Origin of the sequence: Streptomyces sp. NPDC051738 (assembly GCF_044453205.1) — a bacterium.
GTDB lineage: Bacteria > Actinomycetota > Actinomycetes > Streptomycetales > Streptomycetaceae > Streptomyces.
In genome coordinates, this window is record NZ_JBITCM010000006.1 from 86983 (window position 1) to 101828 (window position 14846).

Consider the following 14846-nt stretch of genomic DNA (forward strand, 5'->3'; position numbering starts at 1 on the left):
GGCTCTCAGAAGGAGTCGTACGCCGGTCAGGGCGCCGTGACCCGCACCGGGTCCGTACCCGCCGCGCTGTGCCGCTCGGCCCAGTTCTCCAGGGCCGTACGGCAGGCGTGGTCGAGGTGGTGCAGGCCGGACAGGTCCAGCTCCACCGGGCGGTCCTGAGGCAGGGACTCCAGGCTGTCGAGGATCTTCGGCAGCCTGAGGAAGGTCGCGTTGCCCGACAGGTGCGCCTGGATCGGGCCGGCGCCCTTGTCTATGATCTCCAGCTTCAGGTGCGAGGCCTCCCAGGCGGTCTTGGCGATGGACAGGGCCAGACCGATGAGCACGCCCTCGAACATGTTCACCGCGACGATGGAGACGGCGGTGACGACGAGGATCAGCGCCTCGCCCCGGTGCCCCCGCCACAGGGAGACGATCCCGCGGAAGGGGATCAGCTTCCAGCCGGAGTGGACCAGGATGCCGGCCAGCGCGGGGATCGGGATGAGTGCCAGCGTGGCGGGCAGCAGCGCCGCGAACAGCAGCAGCCACACGCCGTGCATGACACGCGACGCCTTGGTCTTGGCGCCCGCCTGGACGTTGGCGGAGCTGCGCACGATGACCGCGGTCATCGGCAGCGCGCCGAGCACACCGCAGACGGTGTTCCCCGCGCCCTGCGCCATCAGCTCCTTGTCGTACTCGGTGCGCGGTCCGTCGTGCAGCCGGTCCACGGCCGCGGCGCTGAACAGCGACTCGGCCGACGCGATGAGCGTGAAGGCGACGATCGTGGCCAGCACGCCGACGTTCGCGAGTTCGCCGAAGGCGCTCAGGGACGGCGGCTGGATGGCGCCCAGCAGGCCCTTGACCTCGACGGTGGCGACGGGCAGGGAGAACACCGCGGCGGCGGCCGTCGCCAGCCCGACGGCGGCGAGCGGACCGGGGAGCGTCCGCACCTTGCGGGGCATCCGCTTCCACAGCACCAGGATGGCGATGGTGCCGGCGCCCAGTCCGATCGAGGCCAGCGCCCCGGTGTTTCCGACGGCCTGGACGAGCGCGCCGGGCAGCCCGGCTATTTTCTCCAGACCGGAGGCGGGCGCCTTGGCGTCCGCGACCGAATAGAGCTGTCCGGCGATGAGTACAAGGCCGATACCGGCCAGCATGCCCTCGACGACGGAGACCGAGATGGCCCGGAAGTAGCGTCCGAGCTTCAGGGCGCCCATGAGGAGCTGGAGCAAGCCGGTGGCGAGCACGAGCACCCCGAGCACCGGCAGCCCGAACTCCTGCACGGCCTCGAAGACCAGCACGGTCAGACCGGCGGCCGGTCCTGAGACCTGAAGGCTGCTGCCGCGCATCAGCCCGGTGACGATGCCGCCCACGATGCCGGTGACGAGCCCGAGCTCGGCCGGGACCCCGGAGGCGACGGCCACGCCGACGCATAGCGGCAGCGCGACCAGGAAGACGACCAGTGAGGCGGCGAAGTCCTGCCGCAGGTGAGGGTATTTGGTCATCATGCCGATCACAGCGCCTCGAACGCGTCGGTCTCGGCGGAGTGGGCGCGCACGGCGCCCTTGTGCACTTCGTAGTACCAGGCGTGCAAGGTCAGTTGACGCTCCTTCAACTTCCGCTCGATGAACGGGTACGAGCGCAGCCGCAGCAGCTGCGTCAGCACATGGGCCTGGACGCCCTCGGCGACCTCGGGGTCCTCGACGGCACCGGTCGGCCGCGGAGTGGCGTTCGAGAGCCAGTCGCGCACCGCCGGTACGGCGTCCAGGTCGTCGCCGCGCACCAGCGCGCCGACGGCCCCGCAGTGGGAGTGGCCGCAGACCACGATGTCGCTGACGCCGAGGACCTCCACGGCGTACTCGATGGTGGCCGCCTCGCTGGTGGGGTGCTCGGAGGCGTACGGCGGGACGATGTTGCCCGCGGTGCGCAGCTCGAAGAGCTCGCCGGGCCGGGCGCCCGTGATCAGGGCCGGAACGACCCGGGAATCGGAGCAGGTGATGAACAGGACCTGGGGGGACTGGCCTGCGGCCAGCCGGGCGAACTCCTCAGGGCGCTGTCCGAACGAACGGGCGTTGTCGATGAGGGGCTGCATATGTGGTGACTCCTCCTGGCGCGCAGCACTGGCGCGTCGGGGTTTACATGACAGAAGTGGGGGGTGTGACTGCCCTGCTTCTCAGCAGCGGAAGACCTGAAGTGCCGCCGGAGTGTGGGACGCCGAGGGTCTCGACGTGTGCTGGTGCGCGGCGCCGGTTCTGGCCGGCTCGTGCGTGGCCGCGGGGTCCCGGGTGAGCAGGGGCCGATAGGGCGCATCGGGCCCGGAATCGGCGATGCGCAGACGGTCATGGGTGCGCAGCGGACCGGTCGGGTCCCCATCACCCGACGGTATGCAGTGGCGGGACGTGAGGGTTTCGTCGCGCAGTGCCTTCCCGGAGAGCTTGATTCCGGGCTGGGCTTTGGCCTCCGCCTGACTGACCGTATGCGCTTCTGCGAAGTGCGCGGTGGGTGCGAAGAACTGGAGGGCGAGCAGGACGGCGGCGAGGATCGAAACCACGGTCCGTGCCGTCGTACCTCGGAACATGCGCCCCCCTCCCGTCAATCCAGACCTCTTGCGCGCGCCAACACTTGGTCAACCGTTGGTCAAGAAACACATTAGCCCGGCAAAGTTGTTTGCAGGGTTAACTTAACGTTTCAAGCTGAAGAGAGCCTGAAAGGCGTTGGTGGCGTGGCTTGAACTCCCCCTTGACCAGGGGGAGTTGGCAGGTTAAAGGGCGTCAGGCGCCGACGAGGCCCTTCGCGTCGCGCGCCAGGGCGGTGAGGCGCGAGATGGCACGGAAGTACTTCTTGCGGTAGCCGCCCTTCAGCATGTCCTCGCTGAAGAGCTGGTCGAAGGGCAGTCCCGCGGCCAGGACCGGGACTTCACGGTCGTAGAGCCGGTCGGCGAGGACGACGAGACGCAGGGCCGTCGACTGGTCGGGAATCGGCTGCACATCGGTCAGGCAGACCGCCGTCAGCCCGTCGGTCAGCGCGCCGTAGCGGCTGGGGTGGACCCGGGCCAGGTGGTCCAGCAGGTGCGGGAAGTCGTCGAGCGAGGCGCCCTCGGTGGCGTACGCCGCCTTCGTCACCTGTTCGTCGGAGTACGGTGCCGGCGCCTCGGGCAGGCCGCGGTGGCGGTAGTCCTCGCCGTCGATGCGCAGCGTGCGGAAGCGGGCCGACAGGCCCTGGATCTCGCGCAGGAAGTCGGCCGCCGCGAAGCGGCCCTCGCCGAGCTTGCCGGGCAGGGTGTTGGAGGTGGCGGCGAGCGCGACGCCCGCGTCGACCAGCTTGCCCAGCAGGGTGGAGACGAGGACGGTGTCGCCGGGGTCGTCCAGCTCGAACTCGTCGATGCACAGCAGGCGGTGACCGGAGAGGGTCTGCACCGTCTGCTGGAAGCCGAGGGCGCCGACGAGGTTCGTCAGCTCCACGAAGGTGCCGAACGCCTTGAGGGACGGCTCGGCCGGGGTGGCGTGCCAGAGGGAGGCGAGCAGGTGGGTCTTGCCGACGCCGTAGCCGCCGTCGAGGTAGACGCCGCGGGGCCCGGCCGGGGCCTTGGGCGCCTTGGACCTGCCGAACCCCAGGAAGCCGCGCTTGCCGGCCTTCCCGGCGCCGCTGGCGTGCGCGCCGCCGAGCCCGCCCGCGAAGGCCTCCAGCACGCCGACCGCCTCGATCTGGCTGGGCTGGTTCGGGTCCGGTATGTACGTGCTGAACCGGACCGAGTCGAAGCGCGGCGGCGGCACCATCTCGGCGACCAGTCGGTCCGCGGGAACGTGCGGCTCACGGGCACACAGGGACAGCGGGCTCGCTTCGGCTATCGACTGCGGACCGGAGGCGGCGGAGGAGGACGACACGGTTCACCATGCTAATCGCCGTGCCACACTCCATGACATGCGACGCCTGTTCCCTGTGACCGACGAAACAGCAGCGAGGGCCTCCGGCGGTTTGGCCGGGGACGACGGGTTCGGAGTTGTCGAAGGGGGGCCTGCGGTTGGTGAGCCCGGTGGGGGTGCTGCGGGTGGGCCGGCCGGGAACGGCGGCCCCGCGGACGGCGGTGGGGTAACCCGCCCCGGCGCCGATCTCGTCGACCGGGAGTGGAGCCTTGCCGAGCTTGCCGTCGCCTATGCCTACCCCCGGCAGGGGCCCGGCGGTCGGCAGCCCTGGTTGCGGGCCAACATGGTGTCCACGCTGGACGGGGCCGCCCAGCACGACGGGCGTTCGCAGCCCATCTCCTGTGCGGCCGACATGCGGATCTTCGGCACGCTGCGGGCGCTGGCGGATGTGGTGATCGTGGGTGCCGAAACGGTACGCCAGGAGGGGTACCGTCCGGCACGCGCGCGTGCGGAGTTCGCGGAGGCGCGCCGGGTCGCCGGACAGGGGCCCGCGCCGGCCATCGCGGTGGTGAGCGCGAGCCTGGACCTGGACTACAGCCTGCCGCTCTTCACCTCCCCCCTCGTGCCCACCCTCGTCCTCACCGGCGCCGCCGCGGCCCCGGACCGGATCGCGGCCGCGGAGAAGGCGGGCGCGCGGGTGGTCATCGCCGGTGACGGCGTCGGGGTGGACCCCGTCCGTGCCGTCCAGGCCCTCGCCGAGCTCGGCCACACCCGGCTGCTGACCGAGGGCGGGCCACGGCTGCTCGGCCAGTTGGTGGCCGCCGGAGTGCTCGACGAACTCTGTCTGACGATCTCCCCGATGCTCACCGCCGGTGACGCCCAGCGCATCGCCGGCGGGCCCTCGGTGGCGGTCCCCGAACGGTTCGAGCTGGCGTCCTTGCTGGAGGAGGAGGGCTTCCTGTTCGGCCGGTACCGGCGGAGGTGACGTTGGTCCGGACATGGGTTCCAGCGGCGCCGCGGTCCTGAAAACGGCGGAATCCACCGTTCCGTTTGGCTTCCGCCGGGCACACTAAAACTCGCAGCCCCCGTGCGAGCACGGGGCAGGATGGTTTCCGCAGAAGGGGCGCCCGGTGTTCACAAGCGTTTTGATGATCGAGAAGGCCCTGACGTCCGCCGACGTGGAGTTCGTCACCACCTTGCACGGGGATGAGCAGGTCGCCTTCCACGTGCTGCTCCAGCCGCGCGGCGAGCAGGCCGACAGGCTGTTGCGCGCCATCGACGACATCGCGCTCGGCGAGCTGGACGAGGCCGTCCGGGAGGGGAAGACGCCGGAGGGGGAGGAGGCGATGAGTACGGGGGAGCGGGCGCTGGAGGTGTCGCTCACGGCATTGCGGGCTGCCTCCGGCGGTGAAGCGGAGGGGAGGCTTGTCGACGATCATCCTCTTGACGTGCTGAAGGGCGTGGTCGAGGAGGTCGGGGCGGATGAGGTCATTGTGTTGACCGACCCGCACTACGTGGAGGAGTTCTTCCACCGGGACTGGGCGTCGAGGGCTCGGCACAAGGTGGGGGTGCCGGTGCTGAAGCTGTTCTCGCACAGCAAGGCGTAGCGCCGTAGGGGCCGAGGAAGTTTGCCGGCTGCGGGTGCACTGTGGTTGCTCGCGCAGTTCCCCGCGCCCCTTGGGTGGGCAGAGTCCCGCACGCAATAGGCTGGGGCCTCATCGTCGTATCGCAATCCTGGGAGAACACGCATGGCACCCGGCATTCCCTCCGCCATGGACCGACCGCACTTCATCGGCATCGGTGGGGCCGGGATGTCGGGGATCGCGAAGGTTCTCGCGCAGCGTGGGGCCGGGGTGGCCGGCAGTGATGCCAAGGAGTCCGGGACCGCCGAGGCGCTGCGGGCGCTGGGCGTGACCGTGCACATCGGGCATGCGGCGGAGCACCTCGCCGACGACGCCAGCTGTGTCGTCGTGTCGTCGGCGATCCGGCAGGACAACCCCGAGCTGGCCCGCGCCGCCGAGCTGGGCATCCCGGTCGTGCACCGTGCCGACGCGCTCGCCGCGCTGATGGACGGGCTGCGTCCGATCGCCGTCGCCGGTACGCACGGCAAGACGACCACGACGTCGATGCTGGCGGTCTCCCTGAGCGAGCTGGGCCTGAAGCCGTCGTACGCCATCGGCGGCGACCTGGACGCCCCCGGCTCGAACGCCCTGCACGGCGACGGGGACATCTTCGTCGCCGAGGCGGACGAATCGGACCGCAGCTTCCACAAGTACGCGCCCGAGGTCGCGATCGTCCTGAACGTCGAGCTGGACCACCACGCCAACTACGCGTCGATGGACGAGATCTACGAGTCCTTCGTGACGTTCGCCGACCGGATCGTCGACGGCGGCACCCTGGTGATCTCGGCGGACCAGGACGGGGCGCGGGAGCTGACCCGGCGGGTGTCCGGGGCCGTGCGGGCGGTGACGTACGGCGAGGCGGAGGACGCCGACGTCCGCGTCCTGTCCGTGCTGGCGCAGGGGCTGAAGAGCCAGGTCACCGTCCTGTTGGACGGCCAGGAACTCACCTTCGGGGTCTCCGTCCCCGGACGCCACTACGCGCTCAACGCGGTGGCCGCCCTCGCGGCGGGCGCGGCGCTGGGCATCCCTGCCGCCGAGCTTGCCCCGGCGCTGGCGGCCTACACGGGCGTGAAGCGGCGGCTCCAGCTGAAGGGCGAGGCCGCGGGCGTCCAGGTCATCGACTCCTACGCCCACCACCCGACCGAGATGACGGCCGACCTGGAGGCCATGCGCGCCGCCGCCGGTGACGCCCGGATCCTGGTCGCCTACCAGCCCCACCTCTTCTCCCGCACCCAGGAACTCGGCAAGGAGATGGGCGACGCCCTCGCCCTCGCGGACTCCTCGCTGGTCCTGGACATCTACCCGGCCCGCGAGGACCCGATCCCCGGCGTCACCAGCGACCTGATCATCGAGGCGGCCCGGGCGGCCGGCGCCGACGTGACGGCGGTGCCCGACAAGAGCGAGGTGCCCGCGCTCATCGCGGGAATGGCGAAGCCCGGTGATCTCGTTCTCACCATGGGAGCGGGCGATGTCACCGACCTCGGCCCGCTCATCCTGGACCGCCTGGCGAAGTGAGGGGCAAGCATTCATGTCGTACGACGTCGAAAAGCCGGACGAGGAGTGGCGCGCGCAGCTGAGCCCGGCCGAGTACGCCGTCCTCCGGCAGGCCGGCACGGAGCCCGCCTTCTCCGGTGAGTACACCAACACCAAGACGACGGGCGTCTACTCCTGCCGCGCCTGCGGCGCCGAACTCTTCACCTCCACCACCAAGTTCGAGTCCCACTGCGGCTGGCCGTCCTTCTACGACCCCAAGGACACCGACGCGGTGGAGCTCATCGAGGACCGCTCGCACGGGATGGTGCGGACCGAGGTGCGGTGTGCGCGGTGCGGGTCGCATCTCGGGCATGTCTTCGAGGGCGAGGGGTATCCGACGCCGACCGATCAGCGGTACTGCATCAACAGCATCTCGCTGCGGCTGACGGCGGACGAGGACTGACCGCCGACGAGGACCGACCGCGGAGGAGGACCGACGCGGGCAGGGCGGGCGCGGCCGGACGGATTCCGGTCGCGCTGGCACGGGGGATGCGGGTGTTCCTAGACTCGTAGGAGGGGTCCGGCCCCGTGGTCGGGCCCACGGGTCGGTCCGGTGGTGCGGGAAGGCGGTGGCGCTCCATGTCGTACGTCGCAGTGAGTGCGATCAGCCATCCCGGGCTGCTGCGGGAGCGGAACGAGGACAGTCTCGTCGTCGGACCGTGGACGCTGTGCGCCACCGTGACCGAGAACCCGCAGACCATGATCTTCCCGCTCGGCACACCCCTCGTCGTCGCCGTGGCCGACGGGCTCGGCGGGCATCCCGGCGGGGAGGTGGCCAGTGCTCTGGTCGTCCGGGAGATCGCGTCCTTGGGGCCGGCGCTGACCAGCGAGGTCGCCGTCCGGGAGGCGCTGAACGTCTGCAATCGCGCCGTGTTCCAGGCCGCCGACGGTGAGCAGGGAGCCGACCTCGTCGGGATGGGGACGACGGTCGCCGGAATCGTCGTACAGCCCAAGTCGCTGTACGTGTTCAACGTGGGCGACAGCCAGGTCTTCGTGGCCTCCCCCGACGGGCTGCGCCAGCTCAGCATCGACGACAGCCCGCCGCATCCGGCCGGGCAGACCACGGCTCTCGTCACCCAGTGCCTTGGCGGCTCGCCCACCTTCCGTGCCGTCCACCCCCATGTCACCTCCGCGACCATCGCCCCGGGCGAGCGCTTCCTCATCTGCTCGGACGGTCTGACGGACCCGCTCACCACGGACGTACTGGACGAGATCCTGCGCAAGCACGACGACGGCCGTGCGGCCTTCGAGCTGTGGAAGGCCGCGATCGAGGCGGGCGGGCCCGACAACATCACCGTGGCGGTGGTGCGGGTCCAGGAGGAGGAGTAGGGGGCGGGTGCGGGTGGCCGGCCGTGGGCGCCTTCGGGTCAGAGGAGCTTGCGCTGGACCATGATCGACAGTACGAGTGCGCCCGGCAGCAGGGGGACCCAGACCGTCAGGACGCGGTAGCCGATGACGGTGGCCGCGGCCAGGCCCATCGGGGCGCCGAAGGTGACCATCATGAACACCAGCGCCGCGTCCACGGGGCCGATGCCGCCCGGTGCCGGTACGGCGCCCACCGCGGTGCTGGCCAGGAGGAGGGCGAGGGTCACCTGCGTCCAGGACAGCGGCAGGCCGAGCGCGAAGCCGACCGAGGCGATCACGCTCGCCTGGAGCAGCGGGGTGGCGGCCGCCCCGCCCCAGAGGGCCAGGACGCGGCTGGGCCGGGTGTGCAGGATCCGGGCGTCGGTCAGGGCGGTGCGGACGAAGCAGACGAGGGGGCGGCGCAGCGGGCGTACGGTCGCCGCGAGGATGCCCGCCGTGGCGAGGGTCGCCGTCACGCCGAGGGCCACCAGGAGCAACGTCCGCCTGTCCGGGAGGAGTTCGCCCAGGTGCAGCAGCTCGGGGAAGGCCACCAGGAAGCCGAGCAGCACCGCCGTCTTCGCGATCGGTTTGACCAGCGAGTACAAGGCGAGCGAGGCGGTGCCCCGGGCCAGGGGTATGCCCTGGCTCTGCAGGAAGCGCAGGGTGACGGCGTGGGCGCCGATGCTCGCCGGCAGCACCTGGTTGGCGGCGCCGGCCGCGAACTGCGAGGCGAGCAGCCGGCCGGGCGGCAGCCGCTCCGGAATGGCCCCCTGGCGGACGACCGCGGCGACCACCCAGCCCATGCAGGTGAAGAAGAGGCCGCAGAGCAGCCACCACGGGTCGGCGGAGGCGAGCCGGGCCGCTCCGTCGCGGACGGTACGCCAGTCGGCCGCGGCCCAAGCACCGATCAGCAGGAGCGGGAGCAGGGTGAGCGCGTGGCGGGTGAGGCGGGCGGGGGAGAGCCGGGTGCGGCGGGTGGGGGAGAGGGGGCCGCGGTGGACGGGGGAGAGGGGGGAGCGGGCCGGAGTGGGGGCGGCCGTGGCGGGCAGCGGTCCGGGGAGATCGCTGAGCGGGAGCGAGGACACAGCGCGGTCGTCCTTCCGCGTCCCACCCGCGCGGACGCGGGGTGGACGGCTAGAGGGCGAGGCAGGAGGGGACGACGGAAACGTGCCCGTTCGACGTGACGCCGTGGTGTCCGGGAGCGGAAGCGGCGTCGGCGAGCGGGCGACGTGGTCCTGCTACGGATATTGCCCGCGAGCCCTCACTTTCACCCTCACCGCATCCCGTGCCCGCCGCCGCCCACCCCGGATTAGGTTAGCCTTCCCTTAATTGTCTTCAGGGGGAGGTCTTTCCATGGCACCGGTCATGTCCCGCCGTCGACTGCTCACCGCGGGCGGCGCCCTCGCGCTCGGCCCGCTGTTCGCCGCCTGTGGCGAGGGCGGGAGCGCCGATGACCAGTCGGGTGGGGCCGACGGCGAGCGCTGGTCCTTCAAGGACGACCGGGGGCGTACGGTCACCCTCGACAAGGCGCCGGAGACCCTCGTCGCCTTCGTCAGCACGGCCGCCGCGCTGTACGACTACGGCGTGGAGTGCGACGGCGTCTTCGGGCCCACCCGCCCCGTCGACGGCAAGCCCAATCCGCAGGCCGGCGCCATGGACGTGTCGAAGCTGACGAGTCTCGGCACCGAGTGGGGGCAGTTCAACGTGGAGAAGTACGCCGCGCTCCAGCCCGACCTGCTGATCAGCAACATGTTCCCGGCGCCCGACCTCTGGTACGTCCCGCAGGAGAGCCGCAAGAAGATCGAGGCGCTCGCCCCGAGCGTCGGCATCAGCGTCGCCCGCACCTCCCTGCTCGACCCGCTCAAGCGCACCGCCGAACTGGCCGAGGCGCTCGGCGCCGACCTGGACGCGAAGAAGGCGGCCGAGGGCAGAGCCCGCTTCGACAAGGCGGTCGAGACCCTGCGCACGGCGGCCGCGGCGAACAAGGGGCTGAAGGTCATGGCCATCACCGGCGACGCCGAGCACTTCTATGTCGCCGTCCCCGACTCCTACTGCGACCTGAACTACTTCAAGGACCTCGGCGTGGAGTTCGTCGAGGGCAAGAAGTCCGACGAGTGGGGCTTCTGGGAGTTCCTGAGCTGGGAGAACACCGACAAGTACCACGCGGACCTCATCATGGTCGACAACCGCTCGTCCGCCATGAGCGCCGAGCAACTCGCCGCGAAGGCGACCTGGCGGCAGCTGCCCGCGGTCAAGGCGGGCCAGACCGTGCCCTGGGCCATGGAGGAGCGCTACAGCTACGCCGGGTACGCGCCGGTGCTCGAACGGCTGGCCGCCGCCATCGGCAAAGCGGAGCGACTGCCCGCCTGACGGGCGGCACCGGCGGCGCGGCCGACGGGGACGGTGTGCCGGTCAAGCGTCCAGCGCGCGGCGTTCGGGAGCCTCCTCGCCCAAGTGCTCGTACACCCACGGGTCGTCGCGCTTCGCCAGGTTGCGGGCGCGTGTGGTGAGCAGGGAACGGACCTTCTGCCGGGCCTCGCGGACCGTGACGTCGCCCGTCCGGTGGCGGCTCAGGATGCCGTGAACCCTGGCCAGTTCGTCGTCCTCGGCCGCCTCCGACAGCACGGAGGCGGCCTCGTCCACGCCGTCGCCCCGCGTCACCTCGCTTTTGGGCGTGTCGTCGACGAAGAGGCGGGCCGCCGCCACGCGTACGAGGACTTCGCAGCGCAGGAGGGCAGGTGCCTCCGAGGCGGCGCCCAGGGCGAGGCGTTCGGCGCGGGCGAGTGTCTGCGCGGCCTGCTGGTGGGAGTCCTCGGCGGCGTACACGGAACTCAGGTCGACGAGGGCTTCCAGGGCTCTGGGATGGTTCCCGGCCCGTTGCCACAGTTCGGCGGCATGCTGCAACAGGTGGACCGCGGTGGCCGGATCGTCGAGGCTCTGGGCCCGGTAGGCGGCGTTGGCGTGGTCGAGAGCCGCGTTGCCGTGGTTGCCGATCGCTTCCCACAGGGCCGCCGCGCGGCGGTAGAGACCGAGGGCCGTCGTGTCGTTGCCCGCCTCCTCCTCGGCGATGCCGTGGGCGTTGAGCGCCATCGCGCGCACCTTGGGGGTGCTCCGCTGTTCCGCCAGGTCCGAGGCCGTACGACCCCACCGCACGGCGGCGGCGGTGTCCTCCGCCCGGCGGGCCGTGCGGCAGTTGTTGATCGCGACGGGCACGGCCGCCGCCGGCTGCCCCGCGGAGGTGAGCAGCGTGACCGCCCTTTCGCCCGCCGCGAGCGACTCGGCCCACTTCTCCTCGTCCCACAGGATGAGGCTGAGCGTGAACTCCGCTTCGGCGACCCGGTCGGTCAGCCCGTACTCCCGGGCGATCCCGGCGGCCTGGCGCGCGGCGTCCGCCGCCTGGGCCGACGCTCCGGCCGAGCGCAGCGTGTCGGCGTTGAGCAGGCAGGCCTTCATGGCCTCCTCGGGCCGGCCCTGTCGCAGATGCAGCGCGATGCGGTCGTCGTTGACTGCGACGATGGCGTCCAGTTCGCCGCGCGCGCTGTAGAGGACATGCAGGCCGATCGCCAAGTCGGTGGCCAGGTCCAGCCATTCGTTCTTCTGCGCGAGTCGCTGGGCGGCATGGAAGCGGGTGGGGTCGAGCTCGCCGGACAGCTGTGCCCCGTGCTCCAGGTTGGTGATCTCCGTCAGCCGGGCGGACAGATACGACACGGAGGCCCGCTGGAACTCCCGTACGACGTCCGGTGGTTCGTCCTCGTCCAGTCTCTCCAGGGCGAACAGCCGCACCAGGTCGAACAGGCGGAACGTCGCGAGCAGCTCCCCGGCCGGCATGCGGACCAGGTCCCTCAGGGCGAGGCTGCGATCCACCAGCCGGTTGAGCAGGAGCTCCTGGCGCAGGGCGGGAGCACTGAGGCAGTGCCCGAGTTCGGCCCCGGTCACCGCCGCCCCGGGGGCCGCGGTGACCAGGCGCAGGATCCGGCGCGCGGCCGGGTCCAGGGCGTCGTGGCTGAGCCGGATCGCCAGCCGGACGGCACGATCCCCGTAGGCGAGGGCGTCCAGGCGCGCCGACTCCTCCTCCAGGAGCTGGACGAGGTACGAGGGCTGCGGTCCGGAAGGCTGCGCGAGGCGTGCCCCGACGATGCGCAGCGCCAGGGGCAGGTCCGCGCACAGGTGCGCCAACCGGTGCAGTGCTGCCGTGAACCCGTCGTCGTCGGCCGCGTGGTCGCGCCCTTCCGAGCAGCGCGTGAGGACCTCGACCGACGCACCGCGTTCCAACGGCCCGACCTCGAAGAGGAGTCCTCGATCCGCGTAGTCCTGGGCGCGGTCGCGTGAGGTCACGATGACGCCGCAGCCCGCCGGAGCCTTGACGAACGGCCTGACGTGGGCGGCGTCCCGGGCGTTGTCCAGGAGGAGCAGGACGCGCCGGTCGTGCAGGTGCGCGGTCAGCGAGGCGATCAGCCGGGCGTCGTCCATGGCCTCGGCGCCCAGGTCGATACCCAGGGCCTCGGAAACCACCCGCACCACCGTCCGGGCGTTGAGGCGGGAGTCCGGGACCAGGCCGTGGAGATCCACGTAGAGGACTCCGCCGGGGAAGGCGGGTGTGAGCGCACGGGCCGCCTCGACGGCGACGACGGACGTGCCCACCCCGGGCTGCCCGCACAGGAACGCGGTCGCCGTGCCGTGCCGCGTCATGTGCCGGTCGACCGCGGCGGCGACGCCCGCGACCAGCTGCTCGCGTCCCGCGAGGCACGGATCGACCGCGGGCAGCCGGCACATCTGACGGGCGACGGCGGAGAGTTCGGGGCGCCCCGGAACCGGCCGGGGAGGGGACGAGACCCGGTCCTCGCCGTCCTCCCGTTGGTCGCCGGTGTGCGCCGCGACGGCCGAGGGGTCGAGCGGTACGGGTTCGACCGACGCGGAGCGCAGGGGTGTCAGGTGGTCCGACAGCGCGTGCAGGAAGCCGGACAGCGGGAGCGCGTCCCCGTCCGTCAGGGCCTCGTGCAGAAAGGTCCGGCAGGAGGCGGAGAGTTCGGCGAGGACGCCGTCCTCGACCTCCTCGGCGAGAATCCGGCGCAGGCGGGACAGAAAGGCGCGAGCCGCATGGACGGAGACCTCGTGGTCGGGGTCCGTGCCGGGCAGCGGTGCCGACCAGCGGTGCACGGCCTCCTCGTGGTGGGGCAGGCGCGGCAGCAGCACCCTGGGCTCCAGGCCGCGCAGGCGGAGTCTTCGGCGCAGCTCCGCGACCTGATGCCCGTCCCAACCGGTGCCGCACGTACGGGAGACGAGATGCTCCACGGCCTCGTCGAGCCCGCCCACGCCACGGCACGAGTCGTCGAGTGCGGTGAGGACGAGCCGCGCCTCATGGGCCGCTTCCACGGGGCCGACGGCTCCCGACGGAGTGCGCCCGACGGGCAGCACGGCGGCGCTGCCCGCGGACCGGACGACGCCGACGTGGTCGCCGAGCGCGAGCCGCTGCCGTACGGGGACAACCGCGCAGTCCTCCAGCAGCCGGGTGAGGTCCTCGGTCCTGGCGACCCAGACCGAGTTCTCCAACCAGCCGTCGGCGCTGTTGTAGCGCGCGGAGACCACCCCGACGACTAGCCCGTCGTCCAGGCCGACCACGGGTGCACCGCTCATGCCGCGCATCACGTCGGGGGACGCCAGCCTGCCCAGGGCCACGCCGTCGCGTACCGTCCCGCCCCGCCACTCGCCCACGGCGTACAGGTACGCGTAATGGTGCCCGGGGTCGTCCACCTCGGCGACGCCGTTGACCACGACCTTGGAGAAGAGGTCCACCGTGTCCGTCGCGGCCCATCCGGCGACCGACTCCCGCAGGGGTTCGGCGCGGCGCAGCACCGCCAGATCGCGTACGGCGTCGACGGCCACCACCCGCGAAGGAGCGGGAGCGAGCGAACCGTCGAGGGCGTCCGTCAGTACCTCGGCGCCGACTCGGTCGCATCCGAGATCCGCGGGCACGTGCCAGGCCGTGACGAGGACGCCGGGCGCCACCTGGAAGCAGGTGCCCGCGGGCGTGCCGTCGTGCGTGAGGACCCGCCCCAGACTCCCCGAGACGCGTGCGTGGCCGGGCGAACGGCTCATCCCACCCCCCGGTCGGGACTCGTTCCTGCGGTGCGCTACGGCCGCGCGCTCTCCGTCGGCGTCCGGTAGGTCATGCGGACCAGCAGCGAGGCCTCTGCGGAGGCGCCGGCCACGATGACATTCCCCTGGGCCGAAAACTTCAATCCGAACTCGACTTCCACCTGCTCGGGTGCCGCCGCCCGCTCCCTGAGCCGCCCCACGGCCTGCGCCGTGGACGTCGCGATCTCCACGACCGCGTCCCGGGCGTGGTCGAAGGAGTCCACGACCTGCCGTCCCGCCTCCCGCACTCTCGACGTGGGCTCCGAGCCGGGCACGGCCACGGTCTCGACCAGCAGTTCGACCTCACCCACGCGAACGGGGAGCAACCGGTTCGTCATGCGCACAACCTGCCACACGCCCCGACGCGCTGTCC

The 14846-nt window shown here is 71.7% G+C and carries 13 protein-coding genes; 6 read left to right on the forward strand and 7 right to left on the reverse strand.

Going from position 1 to position 14846, the window contains the following annotated elements; translation table 11 throughout:
* Nucleotides 1–26 precede the first annotated feature (26 nt).
* The 4 genes from ACIA8X_RS15985 to zapE all read right to left on the reverse strand — a co-directional run bounded on the left by ACIA8X_RS15985 (nt 27) and on the right by zapE (nt 3860).
* On the reverse strand, nt 27–1484 hold the full coding sequence (locus ACIA8X_RS15985) for a SulP family inorganic anion transporter (protein WP_399458481.1): 1458 nt from the start codon (nt 1482–1484) through the stop codon (nt 27–29).
* A 5-nt stretch (nt 1485–1489) separates the two neighbouring features.
* Nucleotides 1490–2068: a carbonic anhydrase gene (locus ACIA8X_RS15990; protein ID WP_393447482.1), complete on the reverse strand. Its 579-nt coding sequence runs from the start codon at nt 2066–2068 to the stop codon at nt 1490–1492.
* A gap of 81 nt (nt 2069–2149) precedes the next feature.
* Nucleotides 2150–2554, reverse strand: a complete 405-nt coding sequence (locus ACIA8X_RS15995; RefSeq protein WP_399458482.1) for a hypothetical protein — start codon at nt 2552–2554, stop codon at nt 2150–2152.
* Nucleotides 2555–2747: 193 nt separating this feature from the next.
* Nucleotides 2748–3860 (reverse strand): cell division protein ZapE, encoded by a 1113-nt coding sequence (zapE, locus tag ACIA8X_RS16000; protein WP_393447486.1) that lies wholly within the window; start codon nt 3858–3860, stop codon nt 2748–2750.
* 37 nt (nt 3861–3897) lie between these two features.
* On the opposite strand from zapE, the gene ACIA8X_RS16005 reads away from it, so the two are divergent.
* The 5 genes from ACIA8X_RS16005 (at nt 3898) to ACIA8X_RS16025 (ending at nt 8323) form a co-directional block, all read left to right on the forward strand.
* Entirely contained in the window at nt 3898–4824 is a 927-nt protein-coding gene (locus ACIA8X_RS16005; protein WP_399458483.1) for a pyrimidine reductase family protein, read from the forward strand.
* Nucleotides 4825–4987: 163 nt separating this feature from the next.
* The gene (locus ACIA8X_RS16010; RefSeq protein ID WP_399458484.1) at nt 4988–5446 is read left to right on the forward strand and encodes an indole-3-glycerol phosphate synthase; all 459 of its coding nucleotides are present in this window, start codon (nt 4988–4990) and stop codon (nt 5444–5446) included.
* Nucleotides 5447–5587: 141 nt separating this feature from the next.
* Nucleotides 5588–6976, forward strand: a complete 1389-nt coding sequence (gene murC / locus ACIA8X_RS16015; RefSeq protein WP_399458485.1) for a UDP-N-acetylmuramate--L-alanine ligase — start codon at nt 5588–5590, stop codon at nt 6974–6976.
* Between the two features lie 13 nt (nt 6977–6989).
* Nucleotides 6990–7397, forward strand: coding sequence for a peptide-methionine (R)-S-oxide reductase MsrB (msrB, locus tag ACIA8X_RS16020; RefSeq protein ID WP_399458486.1), 408 nt, complete (start codon nt 6990–6992; stop codon nt 7395–7397).
* A 176-nt stretch (nt 7398–7573) separates the two neighbouring features.
* Nucleotides 7574–8323, forward strand: a complete 750-nt coding sequence (locus tag ACIA8X_RS16025; RefSeq protein WP_399458487.1) for a PP2C family protein-serine/threonine phosphatase — start codon at nt 7574–7576, stop codon at nt 8321–8323.
* A gap of 38 nt (nt 8324–8361) precedes the next feature.
* Here the strand turns inward: ACIA8X_RS16025 and ACIA8X_RS16030 are convergent, their stop codons facing one another.
* Nucleotides 8362–9423: a YbhN family protein gene (locus ACIA8X_RS16030; protein ID WP_399458488.1), complete on the reverse strand. Its 1062-nt coding sequence runs from the start codon at nt 9421–9423 to the stop codon at nt 8362–8364.
* Nucleotides 9424–9691: 268 nt separating this feature from the next.
* Between ACIA8X_RS16030 and ACIA8X_RS16035 the strand changes: the two genes are divergently transcribed.
* Entirely contained in the window at nt 9692–10708 is a 1017-nt protein-coding gene (locus ACIA8X_RS16035) for an ABC transporter substrate-binding protein (protein WP_399458489.1), read from the forward strand.
* Between the two features lie 42 nt (nt 10709–10750).
* On the opposite strand, the gene ACIA8X_RS16040 is transcribed toward ACIA8X_RS16035, so the two are convergent.
* Together ACIA8X_RS16040 and ACIA8X_RS16045 are read right to left on the reverse strand one after the other, a co-directional pair.
* Nucleotides 10751–14434, reverse strand: a complete 3684-nt coding sequence (locus ACIA8X_RS16040; protein WP_399458490.1) for an NB-ARC domain-containing protein — start codon at nt 14432–14434, stop codon at nt 10751–10753.
* A 35-nt stretch (nt 14435–14469) separates the two neighbouring features.
* Nucleotides 14470–14811: a CU044_2847 family protein gene (locus ACIA8X_RS16045; protein ID WP_399458491.1), complete on the reverse strand. Its 342-nt coding sequence runs from the start codon at nt 14809–14811 to the stop codon at nt 14470–14472.
* Between the last annotated feature and the right edge of the window lie 35 nt (nt 14812–14846).

Coding starts and splice junctions, on each gene's coding strand:
- ACIA8X_RS16040 (WP_399458490.1), bottom strand. CDS start 14,434: ATGAGCCGTTCGCCCGGCCACGCACGCGTCTCGGGGAGTCTGGGGCGG.
- ACIA8X_RS15990 (WP_393447482.1), bottom strand. CDS start 2,068: ATGCAGCCCCTCATCGACAACGCCCGTTCGTTCGGACAGCGCCCTGAG.
- ACIA8X_RS16025 (WP_399458487.1), top strand. CDS start 7,574: ATGTCGTACGTCGCAGTGAGTGCGATCAGCCATCCCGGGCTGCTGCGG.
- murC (WP_399458485.1), top strand. CDS start 5,588: ATGGCACCCGGCATTCCCTCCGCCATGGACCGACCGCACTTCATCGGC.
- ACIA8X_RS16035 (WP_399458489.1), top strand. CDS start 9,692: ATGGCACCGGTCATGTCCCGCCGTCGACTGCTCACCGCGGGCGGCGCC.
- ACIA8X_RS15985 (WP_399458481.1), bottom strand. CDS start 1,484: ATGATGACCAAATACCCTCACCTGCGGCAGGACTTCGCCGCCTCACTG.
- ACIA8X_RS16010 (WP_399458484.1), top strand. CDS start 4,988: ATGATCGAGAAGGCCCTGACGTCCGCCGACGTGGAGTTCGTCACCACC.
- ACIA8X_RS16005 (WP_399458483.1), top strand. CDS start 3,898: ATGCGACGCCTGTTCCCTGTGACCGACGAAACAGCAGCGAGGGCCTCC.
- ACIA8X_RS15995 (WP_399458482.1), bottom strand. CDS start 2,554: ATGTTCCGAGGTACGACGGCACGGACCGTGGTTTCGATCCTCGCCGCC.
- msrB (WP_399458486.1), top strand. CDS start 6,990: ATGTCGTACGACGTCGAAAAGCCGGACGAGGAGTGGCGCGCGCAGCTG.
- ACIA8X_RS16045 (WP_399458491.1), bottom strand. CDS start 14,811: ATGACGAACCGGTTGCTCCCCGTTCGCGTGGGTGAGGTCGAACTGCTG.